At 41.8% G+C, this 19,288-nt stretch carries 17 protein-coding genes and 1 pseudogene; 7 read left to right on the top strand and 11 right to left on the bottom strand.

Features of this window, described 5'->3' with window-relative positions:
- Positions 1-415: 415 nt before the first annotated feature.
- The 5 genes and pseudogenes from IM797_RS09200 to IM797_RS28345 all read right to left on the bottom strand — a co-directional run bounded on the left by IM797_RS09200 (position 416) and on the right by IM797_RS28345 (position 3,444).
- Entirely contained in the window at positions 416-862 is a 447-nt protein-coding gene (locus IM797_RS09200) for a hypothetical protein (RefSeq protein WP_194126822.1), read from the bottom strand.
- Entirely contained in the window at positions 859-1,482 is a 624-nt protein-coding gene (locus IM797_RS09195) for a hypothetical protein (RefSeq protein WP_194126821.1), read from the bottom strand. Before IM797_RS09195 ends, IM797_RS09200 begins: the two co-directional genes overlap by 4 nt.
- Positions 1,475-2,022: pseudogene (locus IM797_RS28350) on the bottom strand (transposase). Before IM797_RS28350 ends, IM797_RS09195 begins: the two are co-directional and overlap by 8 nt.
- A gap of 241 nt (positions 2,023-2,263) precedes the next feature.
- On the bottom strand, positions 2,264-2,629 hold the full coding sequence (locus IM797_RS09175) for a hypothetical protein (RefSeq protein ID WP_194126817.1): 366 nt from the start codon (positions 2,627-2,629) through the stop codon (positions 2,264-2,266).
- A gap of 11 nt (positions 2,630-2,640) precedes the next feature.
- On the bottom strand, positions 2,641-3,444 hold the full coding sequence (locus IM797_RS28345) for an RHS repeat domain-containing protein (protein ID WP_370583077.1): 804 nt from the start codon (positions 3,442-3,444) through the stop codon (positions 2,641-2,643).
- 384 nt (positions 3,445-3,828) lie between these two features.
- Between IM797_RS28345 and IM797_RS09165 the strand changes: the two genes are divergently transcribed.
- Positions 3,829-4,164 (top strand): helix-turn-helix domain-containing protein, encoded by a 336-nt coding sequence (locus IM797_RS09165; protein ID WP_194126816.1) that lies wholly within the window; start codon positions 3,829-3,831, stop codon positions 4,162-4,164.
- 51 nt (positions 4,165-4,215) lie between these two features.
- Here the strand turns inward: IM797_RS09165 and IM797_RS09160 are convergent, their stop codons facing one another.
- The 5 genes from IM797_RS09160 to IM797_RS09140 form a co-directional block, all read right to left on the bottom strand.
- Positions 4,216-4,926, bottom strand: coding sequence for a hypothetical protein (locus IM797_RS09160; RefSeq protein WP_194126815.1), 711 nt, complete (start codon positions 4,924-4,926; stop codon positions 4,216-4,218).
- 7 nt (positions 4,927-4,933) lie between these two features.
- On the bottom strand, positions 4,934-10,297 hold the full coding sequence (locus IM797_RS09155) for a DUF6443 domain-containing protein (protein WP_194126814.1): 5,364 nt from the start codon (positions 10,295-10,297) through the stop codon (positions 4,934-4,936).
- A gap of 22 nt (positions 10,298-10,319) precedes the next feature.
- A complete protein-coding gene (locus tag IM797_RS09150; protein ID WP_194126813.1) occupies positions 10,320-10,688 on the bottom strand; it encodes a hypothetical protein in 369 nt (122 codons plus the stop codon).
- A gap of 3 nt (positions 10,689-10,691) precedes the next feature.
- Complete coding sequence (locus IM797_RS09145) at positions 10,692-13,721, bottom strand: hypothetical protein (RefSeq protein WP_194126812.1); 3,030 nt, start codon at positions 13,719-13,721, stop codon at positions 10,692-10,694.
- Positions 13,722-13,986: 265 nt separating this feature from the next.
- Positions 13,987-14,757: a LytTR family DNA-binding domain-containing protein gene (locus tag IM797_RS09140; RefSeq protein ID WP_194126811.1), complete on the bottom strand. Its 771-nt coding sequence runs from the start codon at positions 14,755-14,757 to the stop codon at positions 13,987-13,989.
- A gap of 477 nt (positions 14,758-15,234) precedes the next feature.
- On the opposite strand from IM797_RS09140, the gene IM797_RS09135 reads away from it, so the two are divergent.
- From IM797_RS09135 to IM797_RS09115, 5 genes are all read left to right on the top strand, one after another.
- Positions 15,235-15,615 carry a hypothetical protein gene (locus tag IM797_RS09135; RefSeq protein ID WP_194126810.1) on the top strand — a complete coding sequence of 127 codons (381 nt, stop codon included), beginning with the start codon at positions 15,235-15,237 and terminating at the stop codon, positions 15,613-15,615.
- A 97-nt stretch (positions 15,616-15,712) separates the two neighbouring features.
- Entirely contained in the window at positions 15,713-16,354 is a 642-nt protein-coding gene (locus IM797_RS09130; protein ID WP_194126809.1) for a DUF6266 family protein, read from the top strand.
- Positions 16,355-16,427: 73 nt separating this feature from the next.
- Positions 16,428-16,796: a hypothetical protein gene (locus tag IM797_RS09125; protein WP_194126808.1), complete on the top strand. Its 369-nt coding sequence runs from the start codon at positions 16,428-16,430 to the stop codon at positions 16,794-16,796.
- Positions 16,715-17,227: a peptidoglycan-binding protein gene (locus tag IM797_RS09120; RefSeq protein ID WP_228098780.1), complete on the top strand. Its 513-nt coding sequence runs from the start codon at positions 16,715-16,717 to the stop codon at positions 17,225-17,227. Before IM797_RS09125 ends, IM797_RS09120 begins: the two co-directional genes overlap by 82 nt.
- Positions 17,228-17,253: 26 nt before the next feature.
- Positions 17,254-17,895: a DUF6266 family protein gene (locus IM797_RS09115; protein WP_194126807.1), complete on the top strand. Its 642-nt coding sequence runs from the start codon at positions 17,254-17,256 to the stop codon at positions 17,893-17,895.
- Between the two features lie 11 nt (positions 17,896-17,906).
- On the opposite strand, the gene IM797_RS09110 is transcribed toward IM797_RS09115, so the two are convergent.
- Positions 17,907-18,371: an SRPBCC domain-containing protein gene (locus tag IM797_RS09110; RefSeq protein WP_194126806.1), complete on the bottom strand. Its 465-nt coding sequence runs from the start codon at positions 18,369-18,371 to the stop codon at positions 17,907-17,909.
- Positions 18,372-18,582: 211 nt separating this feature from the next.
- Between IM797_RS09110 and IM797_RS09105 the strand changes: the two genes are divergently transcribed.
- Positions 18,583-19,248, top strand: coding sequence for a hypothetical protein (locus tag IM797_RS09105; protein WP_194126805.1), 666 nt, complete (start codon positions 18,583-18,585; stop codon positions 19,246-19,248).
- Positions 19,249-19,288: the final 40 nt, after the last annotated feature.

The raw sequence follows: 19,288 nt of genomic DNA, 5'->3' as shown, positions 1-19,288 counted from the left end.
AAGTTCGATGTGGCTCTATCGCAGCACGCTAAACTTTCTTCGTAAGCATTCCATAGCAATTCTGCAATTACAGATTCCTCTTCCAGATATTAGATATAGGTTAGATAAAACTCTTTTCCTGTGGATATAAAAATTGCACCTTCCAGTAAGTATGTAAGTAAGTGCCGATTCTCTAATTCGTCCTTTCCTGATTGAACATTATATTATATCAATGGACTGCTTTACTATGTGGTAAAGTCGGACTCCATGCGGAGACATAAAAAATCTAAAGTTCGACTTCAATATGTTTGCGGGTACCAAGGCGGAATTAGCAGGTTTTTGGCTACCCAAAAACACAACTTGGGGATTACAAAACAAACCAATAGGCCGCATAACAGATATGCAGCCCTCAGCTAATTAGCAAATACGAGTTTTATCATTTATAAATTAAACAATAAAGTACATTTTTTTTACTGCCTAAAGTATAAAATATTTTTTTTTCCTGCCTATCGATATATTTGACATCAAAGCTTTTTGTATTTAATCTAATACTATGCTCATCAATAATGCTTGCCTTTAGGCTTTTACTAAAGCCATGATCATATAAAAAGTCTTTCAACTTGCTAAATTCTGCCTTTGAAAACTCCAAATAGCCTTCTGACTTTCTTATTGCAACCCTAGTAATCATTCCATTCTCATCAAAAAATTCCTTAGTCTTTACTAAAAATCTGTGATTCTTGAATTCAAAAGTGCTATCATTTTCTGAAATGTAATAACCTGGTTCGATCAATATAGCAGACATCCTTTCTACTACTTTAATTTGATCATCAAAACAGCATAAAAATGTTAAACCGAAAATAAATACTAAAAAATTCTTAATCATGGTGATACTGTTCTACTTCCTGGGACTTTATTTCTTGGATCAACTACGACCTGAATTAGTCCTGGATTTGTTTGACTTTTATTAGCTTGTCCAACAACGCTATTTATAAATGAATTCGTTGCTGCATTAGATGGATTTTTTGGAGAATTACCCGAATTAACTATCCCAAAGCAAGCTTCCGATCCTGCTAGGGTTGGTTTTCCACCAGCACTTGTGTAATTACCACCGACGTGAAACATTACTCCATCTGCTGTATTTCCAGTCTTTGAATAACCCGCGGCTTTAGCAGCTGGTCTTGGAGAAGATGGCAAATCAGTACTTCCACTCTGTGTAGTCAAATACATAGCTTCAGCAGCACCTTTAGGATATCCACCTTCTTTTTGATGTCCCTCATAGACATTAGAACTTCCTTTTGCAGGTTCGAACGCTATATTAGAGGCTGTACGTGGACCATCTCCATTTCCATTCGCTGTGTAAGCAGACGCGTAATTATCCCGTGTGACCGTAAAGGCATCTCTTGTTGCCCCAAACTCCATGCGAAAACTCGCATCCTCAGTATCAGTTACTACAACTTTATATACGTTCACTGTAGTAGTTGCATAATCAGATGGATTACTCACCAGAATTTAGCGCCCTCATTTTCCGAACTGTAAAGACCCAGTACATCTTTTTGCATTCGATATCCACGCCCATAATATTATAGATCGCACGGTTTTCCACCGATCCGTTTACCCTCACCTTGAAAAACATGCAGTCTAAAAACACGAAAGGATAACTACCTCCAATGGCCTGTTGCGCCATTCTTGTACTGCCGGCAATACATTATCGGTGATGCATGAGATCTCAGCAGCAGAGATATCCATAGCATATATCTCCTAAATGTAATCACGCATCGCACGCGTGCTCATGCCCACGGCATACATCGAAAGAATATTCCCTTCCAGCTCTTCGGTAATGATCAGCTGGCGTTTGGGTACAACCTTAGGCTCAAAAGTGCCACGTTGGTCACGACCGGTCTCCAGCTCGAACTCTCCGGAGCTTAAACTGCGAACAGTCTTCTTACTTTTGCCATTCTTACGATTGGGCTGATCAGCCAGTTTGCTCTCAGAAATATGGTGCTCCAGCTCGCCGCTAAGCATTGACTCCAGAAAGTGTTTCATCATTGGTGCAAGAACTCCATCCGTGCCTGTCATTTTTTTGCCGGCATATAAGCCTGCTATAGCTTCTTTTTTGAAGCTTTCGAAATCAAAGTCTTCTTGTGTTGCAGTATCTTATGTCGATAGTTTAAAGTTACAATATTGACACAGTTTATGAAACACCCTCTCTGAACTTCTATTTTAAGGTGGATGCGTTATAACACACACAAAAGTGTCCCATGTGTGGGACTTTTACTGTTCTTCCTTACTTATTGTTCAAATAGTTAAGATATTCTTCTTCTATCATCCCGTTATTTACAAAACGATCTATTACAGCCCCATATTTATTTAAGGAGAACTCGACAGCTTCATCTAGTGTATAAAAAGTATCTAGCAACCCGTAAGGCTCATCTGGATCCACCACTGTAAAATCAGAGATATCAAGATTATCGACACTCCCCTGATCATAACACTCTATGTATAAAACATTATATTCTTCCTTTTCTGAGTATATACGCACCCACTTAAGAATTGTTTCACCATCACTCTCATAATGCCCTAACCACTGCTCTACTGCTTTACCGAGACTGAGTTTAGCCCTTAGTTGTTCTTTTGTTAGATAATTATTCATTTGCATATTATTTAATTGCCCATTTCCCTACCCCTCATATACCAGTGCATCTGTGCATCTCGCATCCTCATTTCGGGCGTTACTCCTTGTTTTGATTTATTAAGATGGGGTACATAACTTTGATGTACTGGCTTAACCTCATGTATTGCAGAGCCCGGCATCATATCTGCATGATGAAGCTCTAAAGGCATTGCTCGCCCTGACTTAGCAGTATTTCTTGGAGCAAAATTCAAGGGCCCCTTACCATCAGCAGCTCTCGCGAGATCACCTGTTGTCCATGGCCCCTGAAATCTCATCGGCTCCTCGTTTGGACCAAATCCAGTTCCAGCAGGCACGTCCTGCGTATATTTTACAGTAGTAGTAGTAGTAGTAGTAGTAGTAGTAGTAGTAGTAGGGATATCATCCACTACACTTGCCGTTCCTCTTACACTAGCCGGAATTTTTAAGTTCCCTGGGTTACTCTGCTGAAAGCTTAAATTTGACGCTGCAATTGATTGTGCATAGTACTCACCCTTTGTCAAATCCTTATTATAAACATCAGCAGGGGTAACTCCTCTTTGTCCATAACTTTGTTGATAGGACAACCCTAACTTCTGGCTCTGGTCTGCAGGAGAATTCAACCAGCTTTTGATTGAGTTCCATAAACCTTCACCTGGCCAAGGCCACATCCCATCTGGATCCACAAATCTGATCGGGTTATTGAACGCATACGTATATGGAGACCATCTTCTTCCCTTCTCTGCTAAAGGATCCATTACGTTCCATCTTCCAATCACCGGATCATAAAAACGTTCACCATAATCTAACGCCCTTATGCAACTTTTTTACAGTTCACCGGATTCGCTGGCAGCGACTTTTTAGCTTTATAAAGAACGTTCCTTTACCGTAAAGTTAGTTTTTTGTTCGGGTTTTACAAGAGGGGTAATTTCGTTCTTCGGAGAGTTTCTGCTACTGGTAAGGTTGATCATATGTTACAGCAAAGATAGCCTCAGAAGGAAAAGCAGTAAAGTGGACGATCCAAAATTACTGACCCCCTTTGGCCAATTTAAAGATTTAACGTAAGAACCTGATTTCAAACAGCAAAAGAGATCAATCTAAATTTGGCGGGAAGGGGTCAGTTGGATGGGATTTGTCCAATTAACTTTTGTTCTCTACATTTGGACTATTCAACTGGATTAAGCATCCTTTTGTGCATTATTATGAACATAGGAGATAAGATAGCGGCATTGCGCAAGGCAAAAAAGATATCACAGGCAGAACTGGCAAGGGAAGCGGGAGTGTCCCGTGAGATCATCGGACGCTATGAGCGCAACGAGGTTTCCCCATCGGTAGACGTGGCAAAGAAGATTGCCGATGCACTGGAGGTATCGCTTGATTATCTGGCTGGCGACAGCGACAAGGCCAGCTTTGATAAACAGACCCTGAAACTTATTGACGAAATAGAGGAACTCGAACCATCAATCAAGGATAAACTACTTTTCCTGGCAAACGCAATCATCCGTGATGCAAAAACAGGCAAGGCGTATTCGCACTAAAACAACAAAGCCCTCAAATCGAGGGCTTTGTTGTTTATTCGTTACAGGGTCTTAGTTCGCATTATTCTGGAGCACTATGAACTTATCATTCAACTCGTACTTAAGCAAAAGCGATCTCTTGCCTAATTGCTGGTTAGTTTTAATATCATTTATTGTCAAAAGATATTGCCCCATTTCTTTTCCATTAACAATTCTTAAGTAGGCTATATCTCCATTTTTATTATAGTCAACAAGACTGTTTATGTTTCCGAAACGACTTACAAACTCTTGGCAAGACTTGGCTTTCCGAGAGTTTTCTAGCTCAAGAAGCGCAAAATAGGATACCTGTACTCCAGAACCCGATGCGGATTGACCTTTTCCAATAATGCACAGATAATTCCTGCCATAGCTATAAAGCCAATATGCGGACAATGAAGAAGGATCCATTTTATTCTTCAGATTAAAAGTCTGTTTGCCAAAAACAAACACATCTTTTTTATCCTCCGCATAACTCACATACTTGAGGGAGGGCATACTTTCCTTCGATACCAATTTTGATACGTATTTGCCTGTAGCCTCGTTTGTCTCTATAGACACAAACTCGCCCTGTATCTTTTTATGCTTAATAACTTGTCCAAAATCCAGTTCAGCGTAAACATCATCGATACTCCTTACCGATTGAGGCTTGATGCTGTTCTTTTTATTGTACACGGGCTCCTGTGCATTAATGCAGGAAGAGAGAAAAAAAAGAGCTGTGAATATTGGATATATATATAGTTTCATAGAATAGTTAATAACGTCTTTCTCCAGAAGCCTTGATAAATGAACTGGTCTTTTTCATAAATGTTGTTCCTCCCTGTGAGCCTGTAGTTTCCCATTTATAAGAGTACGTGCCCCTAACCTTAGTATTTGCTCCATTTTTATCTTTGTAATACTCTGTAATGGGAGCTCCCTTAACCATTTTACTTCCCAATCCTTGCATATCGTGATCGGGGTTGGTGAACAATAACCCGCCAGTAGCCCTTTTTTCAGCCTTAGACCCTATATCTGAACCAGCCCAGTGGGTTGCCCCGTTTGAGATATCAGGACCTCCCATTACCGCATTGATCGCCCCGCTTATAGCTGTTTGCATAAAGGTACCATTTCTTCCTTCGCTACTCGATTCATTAAACGCTGTTGTCCTTGCGTTTCCGTCTGTAGCAGCAAAGGCAAAGCCTTTTATTGTAGAAGAAATCGTTGCATTATCTCCTCTAGCCTCCTTGTTATTCATTATGGCACTCGCAATACCAAATACTTCTGCTTTAACATTTGATGTGCCGGATTCTCCATACGAAGTTGATGCTAAAAGCAACAGCTCGCTATTGGTCTGACTTAACTTAACAGCATTTTTAAAGGTTCCATCAGATTTTTTAGAATCAGCAATATAAGCTAAATTGTCATTTTTATTATCTGTTCCTAAGTATTCACCATTGGTTTTATAATAATCTCCAAACATCCCATCAGGATCGATAAAAGAAATAGGATTATTAAACACATAAGTATAAGGACTGGTCTTCCTGTCCATCTCCGCCATCGGATCAACCACGTTCCACCGCCCTATAACCGGGTCATAAAATCTTGCGCCGTAATCGAGCTGTCCCAGCTCTTCTTGCAACTCCTTGCCGTTATAAAGATATTTATTTTTTTCACCAAAAACATATTGTCCGTTTTCTTTTATTTTTCCAAACGGATAATAATCCTGTTGCTGTATCTTTCTAATCCCTCCAGAAATATCAAAACTATATCTCGCGTTGCCCAGATGATCACTTAAAGTATATTCATAATTGTAATCCGTACCACTGCGGCGGGCTAGACCAACTTCAGTCTGGACAAAATCGATACTTCCATCAGGCTTATAATGAATACCATTTATATAATCAACAGCTCCACTAACGCTGCTTGTCTTGCGTAGTTTCCTGCCGCTGGCATCGTAAAGGTATGAGAGGTTCGATGAAAGCAATGTCACCGTTGAAGGCAGATTCAGATCATTGTAATCAATCGTAGCCTGGGTTCTACCGTCATAAGTAGCATTTCCATTTTCATTATACATATAATTACCTGTCAGGTTAGCTACCCCATCAAGCCTGTTACCCGTATACGAATAAACATTTGCACCGGCACCGTCCCTGTTGAGGCTTTTGATGTTGCCCATCACATCGTAAGTCAAAACCTCAGTCATCCCGGCACCTGTACCCTGCGCTAATCTGTTCAGTTTATCATAGCCGTAAGTGAAGGTATTTGGATAAACATTACCCGCACCCCATCCCTGGTTCGCAATATTTCCATTGTACTGAGCAGTTGTCCCATCCTGATAAAGCAGTTTGAAACTGAATTCGGCAGATTCACTTTTAGCCAGCCAACCGCGTTCGTTGTAATAAATCTGGCTATTTTGCAAACCGTTGTGCAAAGCTTTTTGGCTGAGCTGTCCGATTTCATTGTACCCTTCAGCAGAAAGCGTGATCAGAGGATTGGAAGTTACTGAATTCAGTCCAGTTTTCTGTTCCGTACTTACCTTACGCCCCATATGATCGTACTGGTACCTATTGTACACATATAAAGCTTCCGTATTGCTACTGTAATGTCTGCGGGTACTTTCTTTCAGCTCGCCTGTAAAACTGTACACATTACTGATCTCATCATAATTGTACTGATCAGCGATATTGTTTTTATAATGTTGGCCTTTGCTTTGGATTACCTGGCCTTCAGCATCATAATAGTTTACAGTGAGCAACATGCTGCCTGTACCCAATACCGTCACACTGCTAGCGGTCAATAATCCTTTTGTACGCGGAGGCTGCATCTGCCCCAAGCCAGGGTCGGGCTGTCCAAACACATTGCCCGGAAAATCATAGTCATCATAATAATTCAGACTGTGGTAATAGCTGATGCTTTGCGGAAACACATTATTGGTATAACCCACACCTGAGCCAGATTTTTCTTCCCACCACTTATATCCGGGATTATTCAAGATTAAATTGTCAACATCTGTCTGAATTTCCGGCCGGAGCCTGCTGTCAGTATACAAACCGGTAAGGATCACCCGGCCAAATGCGTCATATTTAGTCAGCAACCACTTCCCTTCTGTTCTTTGCTTCCAGTCCTGGCTTAGTATCACCTGGTCAAGCGAGTTGTAAACCATAAATTCCCAGTCTTTCCCCGGTACTTTCTTTTCTGTTACTCTGTTTCTGCCATCATAGTGATAACCGTACATGAAGTTTTTAAACTCTGCATCATTTTCAATGAAAGTATTTACAGCTCCCACCAGGCGGTCAGTGCCTTCGTTTACCGCAGGTGGCAACACATAGCGCAGGTTCCCAAAATCATCGTAAACATAATACGTAGACAGGCTTTTGCCATCGCTTTCCCAAACCCTTTTCAGCACCACCTTCCCCTGAAGATCTTTGTATTCATCCATAGTCCCGGCTTTGCCATCGGCAGCAGTCCAGTTTTCATCTTTTACCGTAGTCTTATATAAAGTATTCGCGTTATAATAACCCGCCGTAGCACCTGAAGCAGTAACCGCCCATGATTTAACCTCGTTAGCCAGGTTTGTACCGTACTCAGTCTTTAACGTATGTCCCGTATTATTTGCCGCAATCTGCCATGCCGAACCTGACGCGCCCTGTTCCAGTACCCGGTTTAATGGCGATGCCTCAAACCGGGTTTCTGAAAACGGTGTAGTGAAAGCCTGCGCCTGCCCTGCAGGTTGCCCTGCATAATAAGTAATCACCTGGGCCAGTGCATCGGCTTTATACGCACCATTAGCAGTAGCAGCTGCATAGGGTAGATATTTAAACCGCTCCCGGCCAAACTCATCATAGGCGATAGGTACCACCACATCTTTATCTGCATTGCCACTGCCTTTAACCTGTACCGTTTGCAAAGGCCTGCCCAAACCATCTATATATTGTATACTAGTCTGCACCAGGTTAGGATTACAACTGCCCGCTACCACAGCTGCAGCTGTAGTCATACCCCCTTCTCTGGGAACATAACTAATTACATAATTCTGATCCTGACTGGGTGTCAAACAAATACCACCTGCTGTTACCGCAAAACTTAAAGTTGTACTGTTACTTCCAAACCCATTATAAGCCGTAACCGTATAAGTAGTTAGCGGAGCAGCAGCCGTAGGCGTACCGCTGATCGTCCCGTCATTGTTGTTAAAAACCAGTCCCGCAGGTAAAGCCGGACTGATCGTATAAGCCTTCAGGATCGTCATTTTTCTGATCCTGTTGGTATTGTCTTCAGCAATGTAAATGTTCTCATCATTGTCAATACTCAGGCCATAAGGCGAGCTCAAACGCACCACCGAACCCGTGCCATTCACCACGCCCGCAGTAGTGGTACCCGCAAAAGTAGAAACCACCCCAGCAGGCGTAATCTTACGGATCATATTGTTGGTCTGGTCATTGATGTAAATGTTACCCGACTTATCCAGCACCATACTGTTCACATGCCTGAACTGCGCACCCGAACCCGTACCATCCTGATACCCCGCAACACCATTACCCGCAAAAGTACTGACCATCCCTGAGGGCGTAATTTTACGCACCTGGAAATTGTAACGGTCGGCCACAAACAAGTTCCCGGCAGCGTCAAACACCACACCCATCGGATTATTAAAAGTAGCAGAAAGCGCAGGCCCATTCGTCGATCCCTGGGCACCAGTACCCGCAAAAGTACTCACCACGCCCGAAGGCGTGATTTTTCGGATCTTATGCATCGTATAATCCGCTACAAACAAATTCCCCGAAGCATCAAAAGTCAGCCCGATCGGGTTGTTGAAGCTCGCTGCAGTACCTACCCCATCAGCCGAACCGGCCGCACCACTACCCGCAAAGGTAGTAACCACACCCGCCGGGGTAATCTTACGGATCCTATGGTTGTTCTGGTCACTTACAAAAAGATTGCCCGAGGCATCTATCGCAAAACCTGCGGGCCGCATAAAAGCAGCAGCCGTCCCCGTACCATCAGCAAAACCCGCATATCCTCTTCCTGCAAAAGTAGTTACCTGTCCGGCAGGCGTAATTTTACGGATGCTGTGGTTACCCGCATCAGCCACATACACATTACCCGCAGCATCAACGGCTGTATTGATCACATAATCAAACGTAGCAGCAGCACCAAAGCCATCAGAAAAACCAGGATTACCACTCCCCGCAAGGGTGATGGTACTTTGCCCGCCAGAACTCACTGCCCCTCCAGTGTTCACCGGGCTTAAATTAACCGCAGCACCAACTGAAAAACTGGGCGGACTGGAATACGTAATCACCGGCAGACCAGAACTGCCACCCATACTCACCTGGATACTGGTAGTAATATTCCCGGCATAACTGCTATATCCCTCCGAAACGACATAATAAGTCCCGGCGGATAAGGTAGTATGAATATAAGCCGGCGTACCTGGACAAGGACCAGCATTGCTGTCATCATTCTGATTGATTTCAGTACCATAAGCATCCAGCAAATGCATATACGTGTCAATGCTACTCCCGCAGTGCATCAGGGTCACATCAGCCGTACCATTTAGGGTGAACTTGTAATAAATATCATTGCTTGAATGTCCGATATTGTTGCCTAAACAAGGATCGGCGTTACTCCGGGTATCGCTAAAGGTTCCGCTACTGCTAAAAGCTCCGGCCGGAATTGCATAAGTCATTCCGGAGCCTGCTGAGGGCGTACCACTTCCCGAAAAATTAAAACTGATTTGCAGGTTCCCGCTATAGGAGGCATAACCTTCAGCCGCCACAATGTAAGTTCCTGGTCCTAAAGTGGTGTAAATTGAAGAGGTGGCACCACCGCAACCATGATCATCATCGGAATTGATTTCAGTATAGCTACTCGAAAACAAACGAAGATAGGTGTCAAAATCACTGCCACAGGTAGAAATCTCTACACTGGTAGTACTGGTCAGCGTAAAGCTGTACCAGACATCAGGACTGGCATACCCATAACTGTCCATCGAGTTAGGGGTATACTGGTAATCTGTATATGTACTACCAGAGCAAGAATTTGTTGATATTAAAAAGGGATTATACATCGAACTCTGGGCAAATACAGCGGTATAACCAAGACACAGTATGGCTAAAAGTGTGAACAGTGATTTCATCATCAGTCTTTTTTATGGGTGAGCGTTATGGTTTTTTCTCTACAGGGGAAGGGGTAAGTTCTGTTGTAGGGATGATCCTGGCTTGTTGGGCCGGGTTCAGCAGTTGCTTCAAACGTTGGTTTTTTCCGGCTATGGCTGCTTCGATCCGGGCTCGCCTGGCTGTTTCATTTAAACTGGTATCGGCAATGATGGCTTTCAAGGCTTGTTTGTAATTGTCCTGAACCTGGGCTACTTGTTCAGCTTTAGCGGAATCGACCTGCAAAGTCTTTCGGTAAAAGTTTCGCTGTTGCTGCTTTTGCCGCAGTTGCTCCGTTGGTTTTTGTTGTGCAAAACTGCTGGTATACATCACTGTTATTCCAAATAACAGTAGTGAAAAATATTGGAATTTCCTCATGGTTTAATTGGTTTTATAGTGGTAATCGTAGCTTTTAATGACATGACCATTTTGATCTTTGATAGTCTTTAGTCGTTGAAAATTATCATATTCATAATATGTCGTCATGCCCTTCGCATCCGTCTGACTGGTCATGCCTACAAGCGGCACATAAGTGTATGTACTTACCGCGGCCGTCGGTAGCTGCTGGCGCAAAGCATTTATCACCACCATATTGGGAGAGACAGTTCCGAAAACCCCGTTCTGCAGATCTGTGATTCCAGACTGGCTTAAAACGGAAAGCACCTGAGCATAAGTAGCGTTTTTAATTTCCGCAATCATATATCGGTCATTATAGCCCCAGAGGTAAATACCATGCTGTCCGCTTTTAGTGACAAATTCGACTGGATTTCCATTGGCGGAATAACGTAGCACCTCATGCTCAAGACTATAAACGCCACCTGTAGCACCGGTTTCTAGCTTTGACAATTGCGAAGGCATTAATACGGTTGATGTGCCGTAAGGAAATTCTGCATAGTCCATTTTAACACCAGAAACTTTTTTATCATCTACAAAAGTCTCTGTCTTGAGAACCGGGGCCAAAATGTTCCTTCCCACCATTTTTTCTATAATAGTTGGCGTTGTGCCAGATGTAGATAGCTCAGGATAAGTCATTTTTGTTTCTGTAAGCACATTCCGACTGTCATAGGTACGCTTGTAATTCAACTGGTTATTGGAATTATACATGTAAGATTCAGTTGAGTTAATGCTGGCATTTCCTTCATAGTTGGTGATGGATTTAGCCTGAAGCACACTATGGCCGATGTTGTCTGCCCGACTGGTAAACCATTCGGAAACAGTTGTTCCGGCGGGATAAAATTCCGTTTTATAGGTATTCACAAACATATGATTGTTTACAGAAGCGTAAGAAGCCATCCAATCATTAGTTTCTTTTCTTTTGATTATAAAATCGCTACCTGTATACAGGAAGTCCCGCTTTTCTTTTAACACGTTATAACGGCACTTGTAAGGGTCGTAATAAAGGGTATTACCGTAATATTGTGGTTTTTCGAAAAAGGAAGTATCATTGTAACGGTAGTCGTAAGCATCATATTCATATACCGTTTTACCTGTTAAAGTCGGAGCGACCCACTGAGAATTTTCAACATCTCCATCATAAACTGTAACTTCAGGATATACGACAGGCACTCGCCCATCTAGCACCCTCCTGAAGTTTGCAGCCGATATAGAGCAATCCCATCCAAATATATTATTTAGAATATAAGGAAAAGGATTTACAAACGACTCATGCTGCCCGGCAGGACTTAAGCCTACCAGCATGTTTTGTATCGTTGTTGGGATCTGATAAGAACTGAAAGTTGAGTAGGATAGGATGTTTGGATCTACAGTTGCCTCTCCTAAACCTGTATGGGAGTTGGTAGAGGGATCATGTAGCCGGCCATAACGGAAACTTTTCACATCGGACACTATATTTTCAGCCTTATAATTAGTAATCTTCTTGATCCTAAAGCCCCCTGCAGACATTTCCCTCCAATTATTTTTATCGTAGATATAGCTCCCATCATAATCAGTAGCAGTCAAGCATCGGTTGTTTTCAAATGTAAATTCCGTGTAGCCCCCCGTAGGGTATATTATTTTTTCAAGGATACCATGACTGGAAGCATCCGAAGGTAAACGGGAGTCCACGTAAGCGTTCGACGACAACCGTAGATTATAATAGGGGGAAAGATCCCGTTGGTTTTTTGGAACCTCTGTGGCTTCAATAGCGATAGGATTTATGTTGTTTTCAGGTCGATCTTCAATCAACACATTCAAACGGCCTACTCCATACTGACCACCAGTACTATTCAGATATCCCCAATGGTCAGTACCACTGAAACTGTAATAGCTACCACCATAATTGAAACGATATATTTCAGTACTGTCGTTTAACTGAAGATCAACGGTCTTAATGCGGTCAAGTTGCGCTATCGTATTGCCAGTTACTGAACCGGGAATATAAGCACTACGTTTATTGACGCCAAAACTGATGTTGCGGCTTAGGGTACCATTGTCCATAACCTGGATACCCTTAACGTAATTTTTTGCTGAAGGACTACCATTCTCGTAGCTTAAATTAACAATTGTATTTCCGTAAGATATCGATGAAAGCAATTTCATCTTGTAGCTAATGTTATCATAAATGGCTTCTTTATGTCCTTCATATTGATTTACTCCTCCTGCCGAAGTATAAGGTATCCAAACACGTTTGATGATTACATTGGCTTCGCCAAAATTAGCTGCGGTGGATTCAATGACGGTCCCGTATTCAAAAGTGATAGGCGCACCAGGAGCAGCAGGCAAATCAATGCGGCTAAGCTGCCAGGAGATAAAAGATTGCGGAAAAGCACTTGTTCCCAGATACGGCGTATCTCCCCCCTCAAAAGTGTACTTTACTCCATTCTCATCCGTAATAACAAAAGATTCAATTTGATATGAGCTGTAATTCGCATCTATCTTTAGCTTTCGCCCGTTGGATACAATATATTGCAAAATCCCACTGAACTGATTTCGGTCTAATATCAGATCGAAGCCGGAACCATCGGGCAAGCTCACATTGAACGCATCGTGTTCCCAATTGTAATTAGTCAGCAGACCGTCTTTATACGTATCATAACTCTGATACAAGAGATTTGATTCCAGTTTAAAATCATTCTGTTCATCCGGCAATGCTTTGATCGTTCTGGAAACGCAACTGTTTATAGAAAGCCCCCATCCATGCCCATACACATCATAATTGTAGCCCGGTTTCACTGGCTGGGGGTAATAACTCAGCGCAACTGGGAGCTTGTATCCATAATGGTCAATTGTGTAGAGTGGAATCGAAATGTTTGGAATGCCGGTATAATAATTAATTCCAAATTCTCCATGCTGCATAATAGAGACCGCCTGTGGAGAAGTAGGGATGGGCGGAGCAAGCGACTGCATATTCTGACCGTTAACCGAGGCTATGATGCCCATCCACAGAATTGTAAAAAATAGTCTTTTAATCATTTTTCATAATTTTTAAAATCAGGCAAAACATTGACATTCATAACTGGTATAAGTTTATACGGGGAGAAATCGCTTCGTCACAGATATAACTCAGCGTGTTTTGGAAAATTACAACTCATAAACATCTGCAGGAAATTATTTTGACGAACGCTATATTTCCCTTGATGAACACATGGAATCACTTGACTATCAAAAAATATGTCATTTCAAAAATCTATGGACTTTCGATATCAGAGCACTAAAAAAATGTCAATAATACAATTATTTAAATAGCCAATAAAAAAGCTAACAACAAACTGAGCTTGTATGCATTAAGGATCTTTTTATTTTTCTTTTCTAAAAATGCTTTTTTAAAAGCATTACCAATATTAATCTTCCACTTTTGATTATCATTTAGACAAACAACATTACCCTCGATAGAAGTAATTTTACTATCATTAATGATGTATGACTTATGTACCCGGATGAATAAATTTCTGGGCAAGTTCTCTTCCATTTCTTTCAGTGTGTTATAACTTAGATAAGTCCGACCATTTTCAACATATAAATTAACATAGTTCTGCATGGCTTCAACAAAAACAAGATCAGAATACTTGATCAGAATTTCTTTCATCCCTTTCGAATCAACCTTCACAAAAAACGCATCTTGAATTGATTCGACCCGATGTTTTTCAGAAATAGCATATGGCCTCCTGCCTATACTACTAAACTTCTCAATGCTTTTAACAAATCTGATGTAAGAAACCGGAGTAACCAGATAATCAAATGCCTGAAATTCAAATGCATCAAATGCATCATCCATTCGATCAGAAACGATGATGACACAGGAAATTTGCCGCATCAGGTTAAACTCTTCTTGATGTTGTTTAAAAAGGTCAACCCCGATAAAAACAATATCTGGCCGATGGATCCGCATACCATTTAAGCCTTCGGCAAATGAACCTGTGATTCCTTTTAATGATAGAGACACTTTTTGAATGTAAATTGCCAGTTCTGCTACTATAGCAGGATTTCCAACAACAAAACAACTAATCATTTCATTTATAAATAATCAAAGTCAACGGTTTTTGATTTTTTCCATAAGCCATTGAGCGCATAAAAATTATCCAATAATAACAAAGAGAAGGGCAGCCAGCGTGCCCTTCTCTTTTCTCCGAAAAAAAATTATATTAAAATTTCTGAGAAAAAATCCCAGTTAACAACCAAATAAAGGCACTTTTAATGCTGTACTGAGAAAAAGAGCACAGCTTATTAAATAATTACCGGGGCAAAAAATCGACATACAGATTCCGAATGGTGATGCTGTCCCTACATTCTATGCCAAATAATGTCAATACGCTCATTACAATGAAAAGACTTACAGTTGGCGAGCCTATTTGATAAAGCAAAGATATTCTGGTGGTTCATTTGACACCCGTTAAAGGTGTCAAATGACACAATATTTTGCTTTTTTTGAAGTCTTTAGAATCTGTTGATCCTACTTAACTTTAGGTATACCATAAAATGAAAAAATATGAACAGATTATCACTTGAGCTTTACTTTAACCAGCAGAACCTTGGTAAGCTGGTATTAAAAACCGCCGGACAACTGTTGAGGTTGGACAGGCTGGAAAATGCCTTGCCTTTTGTGGCCAGTATGCACCAATTGATTAAGGCTATTGACGCCGGAGCACGTAAAGAGAGTTGCTTCGAACTTAGAGATCAAAGCGGGAAAGAATGGGTATTGGAATGCAGATTAATTAGTGGACTGGTTGATTTACAGCTCTGGTTTGAAGAATTGGATTGGAGTGGACACCTGGAAGGCTTGTTTAACTGGCGCGGCTCAAAAGATGACTTTACAGGGGCTGTACAAGGTTTGCTTGCTAGAATGCCCAGGTATAGATTTATTTGGTAATATTAAGATATCCGGTTTTCCCGGGGCTGATGCTATCGTTGCTAACCGCAGCTAAAAAAGGTTTGCAAACGTCTTATAAACCCATAAATAGTAAAACATGGGAAAGTATAAAAAAGGAATCCTCGGTCCATTTAGAGGTAAAGTGGGCAACGTTGTAGGTGCCATTTGGCGCGGGATTCAGTATCTAAAAAGCTTACCGGATGTAAGCGGGGCAAACCCAACACCGGCACAGCTGAACATCAGGGCTAAATTAACGTTGATTACCGGTTTTCTGAGAAATCTGAAAGCAGACATCGATGTGGGGTATCAACAGTTTAAAAAAGGCATCACGCCAATGAATGCCGCAGTATCCTATCACCTGAAGTATGCGGTGAAAGGTGTCAATGCTGCAAATTACACGATCGATTACGACAAGGTAATGGTAAGTGTAGGCAAATTGCCGGCAGTTGAAGATTACGAACTGGTAGTAGATGCACCAGGAAAAATCAAGTACACCTGGACGCATACCCTGGAGGCCGATGATCCATCGCTGACAGACCGGTTGAGGCTGGTGGTGTACAATCCGGCCAAAGACAAGTGGGTGATGTTGAAAAATGCAGCGGCAAGATCAGCAAAAACTTATACCTTAAATGTTCCAGCTCTTTTTGGCGGAGATGATGTGTATACCTGGATGTATTTTGTCAGTCTAGATGGCAAACAGGTATCGGACAGCATTTCGGTACAGATTACTTTACTTTAATTAAAACAGGCTGTATCACCGACTACGGATTGATGATACAGCCTGTGATTTATTGGACTAAAAAAAGAAAACGATGAAAACGTTAAATTTTAAAATGCCGAAGTTTCCGGCAAAAGAAATGGAATTGGGCTTAGTTGGTATCATGATGCTATTTGCATGGTTTGTCCTCCCTAAAATGATGCATAGCGGGGATGTTACCACAGGGTATATTGACCAGAGCATCTGGCTGCTGATTTTGTTGAGCCTGATTAGCTTTTTACTGACAGTGGGTTTGTGCTGGTGGGTGCTGCAACGGTTTTGGCTGAATACAGGCTTACCAGGATTAAATAGTATGGTTTTAAACTTTCGGGATTTAGAGTTATGGCAACAGTTAGGGTTTTATTTTGCTTGCTTTGCGGTATTGCTATTGGCGGCAGTCGGCCTGATGGCAGGAATGATGTAAGGACGAGCGTGCTGCAGATCGCTACAGCAGAACTTGGCGTAAGGGAAGTTGGAAATAATGGCGGCCCCAGGGTTAGAACCTATTTAGCTTATGCCGGGATTAAAACACCAGCGCCCTGGTGTGCCGCATTTCTCAGCTATTGTTTTGGCAGGGCGGGCTGCACGGAACCAAAAACGGCCTGGAGCCCGGCCATGTTTCCAGCGGTACGGCTGACATCAGACCCCAAACCTGCCGATGTATTTGGGATTTATTTCGAGAATTTACAAAGAATTGGGCATGTGGGCCTGGTAGAAAGGCTACAAGGGAAATTCATTTTTAGTATTGAAGGAAATACTTCGGCAGATGGAAGCAGAGAAGGTACCGGGGTATTCAGGCGGTTGAGGCATACCCGCACGATAAGTAAATATGCGGATTGGATTACGGTTAAATAAGAATTGTTTAAGTAATATTTAAAATTATGGCAAGGTATAAAAATGGAATAAACGGGCCCTTTTCTGGCAAAGTTGGAAATGTGGTTGGCGCAAGTTGCAGGGGTATTGATTACATCAGGGCTTTGCCCGAAATTTCGTCAAAGCCTCCTTCCGACAAGCAATTGATTCAGCGGTATAAATTCAGTCTGATTACTGGCTGGTTGAGCCCGCTGAAAAAGCTCATCAATATTGGTTATCAGGGTTTGGCCGGAGAGCAGACCCCAATGAATCTCGCGGTAAGTTACCACATGAAGGAAACGGTGATTGGCGCAGTCGCTGATGCGAAAATTGATTTCAGGAAAGCGATATTTAGCCGGGGTGATTTGCTGATATCCTGGATACGGCAACTATTGACCTTTGCAAATGGCGTGTTGCAGATTGATTGGGACAATGGCCCTGAATCGACTTTCTGCAATCCTGATGATGAGGCCAGCTTTATCTTTTACAATGAAAAGAAGGGAAAGTTTGTTGTGTTTGAGCATGCTGCCCTGCGGAGAGATAAAACCGTGATGTTACAAATGCCCAAGACTTTTGCCGGTGATCGGGTACATGGATGGATGCAGTTTGCGGATAGGAATCAGGTTGCGGTAAGTACCTCAGTATATTTAGGAGAATTGGTATGCATGTGATCATACGAATGCTATAAATTGCGATTAGCATTCTTAAACATCAAAGCCCTATCAAAATCGATTAGAAACTGAGTCCAGGCCATTTCTGCATTTGCTACAAATTCAGCCCAATCCAAAGGTAATTCATGAGCCAGTAACAAGAGCGCGCCCTCAGGTTTATCTTCGATACGGATAGATAATTTGCTGGGAGGCAATTCTACCAAATTAACCTGCCAGGTAAGTACCAGTTTATTTGGTTTTCTAAGCTGAAGATATTCACCAGTGTGATTTCGGTCAATTCCGTTTAATTTGGCAGCATAGGCAAAATAGCCCCCTACCACAGGATCTGATTGACAGCTGATCAGCTGAAGACTAGGATTTGATCCGAAAAAAGCCGCGTACATAATTTCTACGTCTAACCAGCCTAAAAAAACCTGTTCTGCACCTACACAAAATTGATGTGCTGCGGTTGCCTGTAAAGTGAGCTTATAATCCATGTCAATTGCCAATAAGTGATGAATCACCGGATTACTCCGGTTTACGCTACTACATTAAAGTTACACAATAACGATCTGATTAAGAAAATTATTTAATAATTTTCTTAATCAGTTTATTACAATTTAAACTGGTATAGGCTTAAGCAAAATCCCTGTTACAACACTTAAATTAGCGTACAGGCATTATTATATTGTAGCAAAAAATAAAGTCTTGGATCAACACATAGATTACGAACGGATTATTGAATGCATGCCAATTCCAGCGGCTATTTTCGATGCCCAGGGATGCAAGTTGATCGCAGCAAATGATGCAATCCTGCTGGCATGGCACCGGACACCTGAGGTAATGGGTGTAGAATTGCTTGATTTTATGCCTGAACTGGCTACTCAACCCTATCCAAGAATTCTCAATCATGTGATCAAATCAGGCCGGATATGGGTGGAAAAAAATGCAATGGTCAACATCATCAGATCAGGCAAAGAAGAATACATTTCGACCGATTACAGTTATCAGCCAATATTTGGATCTACAGGAAAAACGACAGCAGTTTTACTTTTAGGCGATGCCTCCAATAAATTGTCTGACAACTTATTTGAAGGTGCCAACCAGAAAGCCCTGATGAACACTATTCAGTATAGTGAAGCGGGAATATGTATTTACCGGGGCCCAGATTTTGAGATAGAGGCAATTAACGAACCCATGTTGAAACTTTGGAACGGTAAACCTAAATGGCAGATCAAGGTGTTAAACCATGTATACTTTAACGCCATGCCTTACACATGTAACGAACATGGCATAGTTTACGACTATATGCCGCTTATTCCTGACATGAGAGGTCCGACTGGGGTTTATGTTGTTGCAAAACAACTTAGATGAATCCATAGCACGCGTTCTCATCACAATTATTTGATTATGT

Origin of the sequence: Pedobacter sp. MC2016-24 (genome assembly GCF_015223055.1) — a bacterium.
Lineage (GTDB): Bacteria > Bacteroidota > Bacteroidia > Sphingobacteriales > Sphingobacteriaceae > Pedobacter.
Note: the sequence above shows the minus strand (reverse complement) of the source record. Positions and strands in the feature narration are given on the sequence as shown.

Coding starts and splice junctions, on each gene's coding strand:
- IM797_RS09110 (WP_194126806.1), bottom strand. CDS start 18,371: ATGGATTATAAGCTCACTTTACAGGCAACCGCAGCACATCAATTTTGT.
- IM797_RS09125 (WP_194126808.1), top strand. CDS start 16,428: ATGAAAACGTTAAATTTTAAAATGCCGAAGTTTCCGGCAAAAGAAATG.
- IM797_RS09115 (WP_194126807.1), top strand. CDS start 17,254: ATGGCAAGGTATAAAAATGGAATAAACGGGCCCTTTTCTGGCAAAGTT.
- IM797_RS09160 (WP_194126815.1), bottom strand. CDS start 4,926: ATGAAACTATATATATATCCAATATTCACAGCTCTTTTTTTTCTCTCT.
- IM797_RS09145 (WP_194126812.1), bottom strand. CDS start 13,721: ATGATTAAAAGACTATTTTTTACAATTCTGTGGATGGGCATCATAGCC.
- IM797_RS09135 (WP_194126810.1), top strand. CDS start 15,235: ATGAACAGATTATCACTTGAGCTTTACTTTAACCAGCAGAACCTTGGT.
- IM797_RS09165 (WP_194126816.1), top strand. CDS start 3,829: ATGAACATAGGAGATAAGATAGCGGCATTGCGCAAGGCAAAAAAGATA.
- IM797_RS09155 (WP_194126814.1), bottom strand. CDS start 10,297: ATGATGAAATCACTGTTCACACTTTTAGCCATACTGTGTCTTGGTTAT.
- IM797_RS09140 (WP_194126811.1), bottom strand. CDS start 14,757: ATGATTAGTTGTTTTGTTGTTGGAAATCCTGCTATAGTAGCAGAACTG.
- IM797_RS09175 (WP_194126817.1), bottom strand. CDS start 2,629: ATGAATAATTATCTAACAAAAGAACAACTAAGGGCTAAACTCAGTCTC.
- IM797_RS09200 (WP_194126822.1), bottom strand. CDS start 862: ATGATTAAGAATTTTTTAGTATTTATTTTCGGTTTAACATTTTTATGC.
- IM797_RS09120 (WP_228098780.1), top strand. CDS start 16,715: ATGGCAACAGTTAGGGTTTTATTTTGCTTGCTTTGCGGTATTGCTATT.
- IM797_RS09130 (WP_194126809.1), top strand. CDS start 15,713: ATGGGAAAGTATAAAAAAGGAATCCTCGGTCCATTTAGAGGTAAAGTG.
- IM797_RS09150 (WP_194126813.1), bottom strand. CDS start 10,688: ATGAGGAAATTCCAATATTTTTCACTACTGTTATTTGGAATAACAGTG.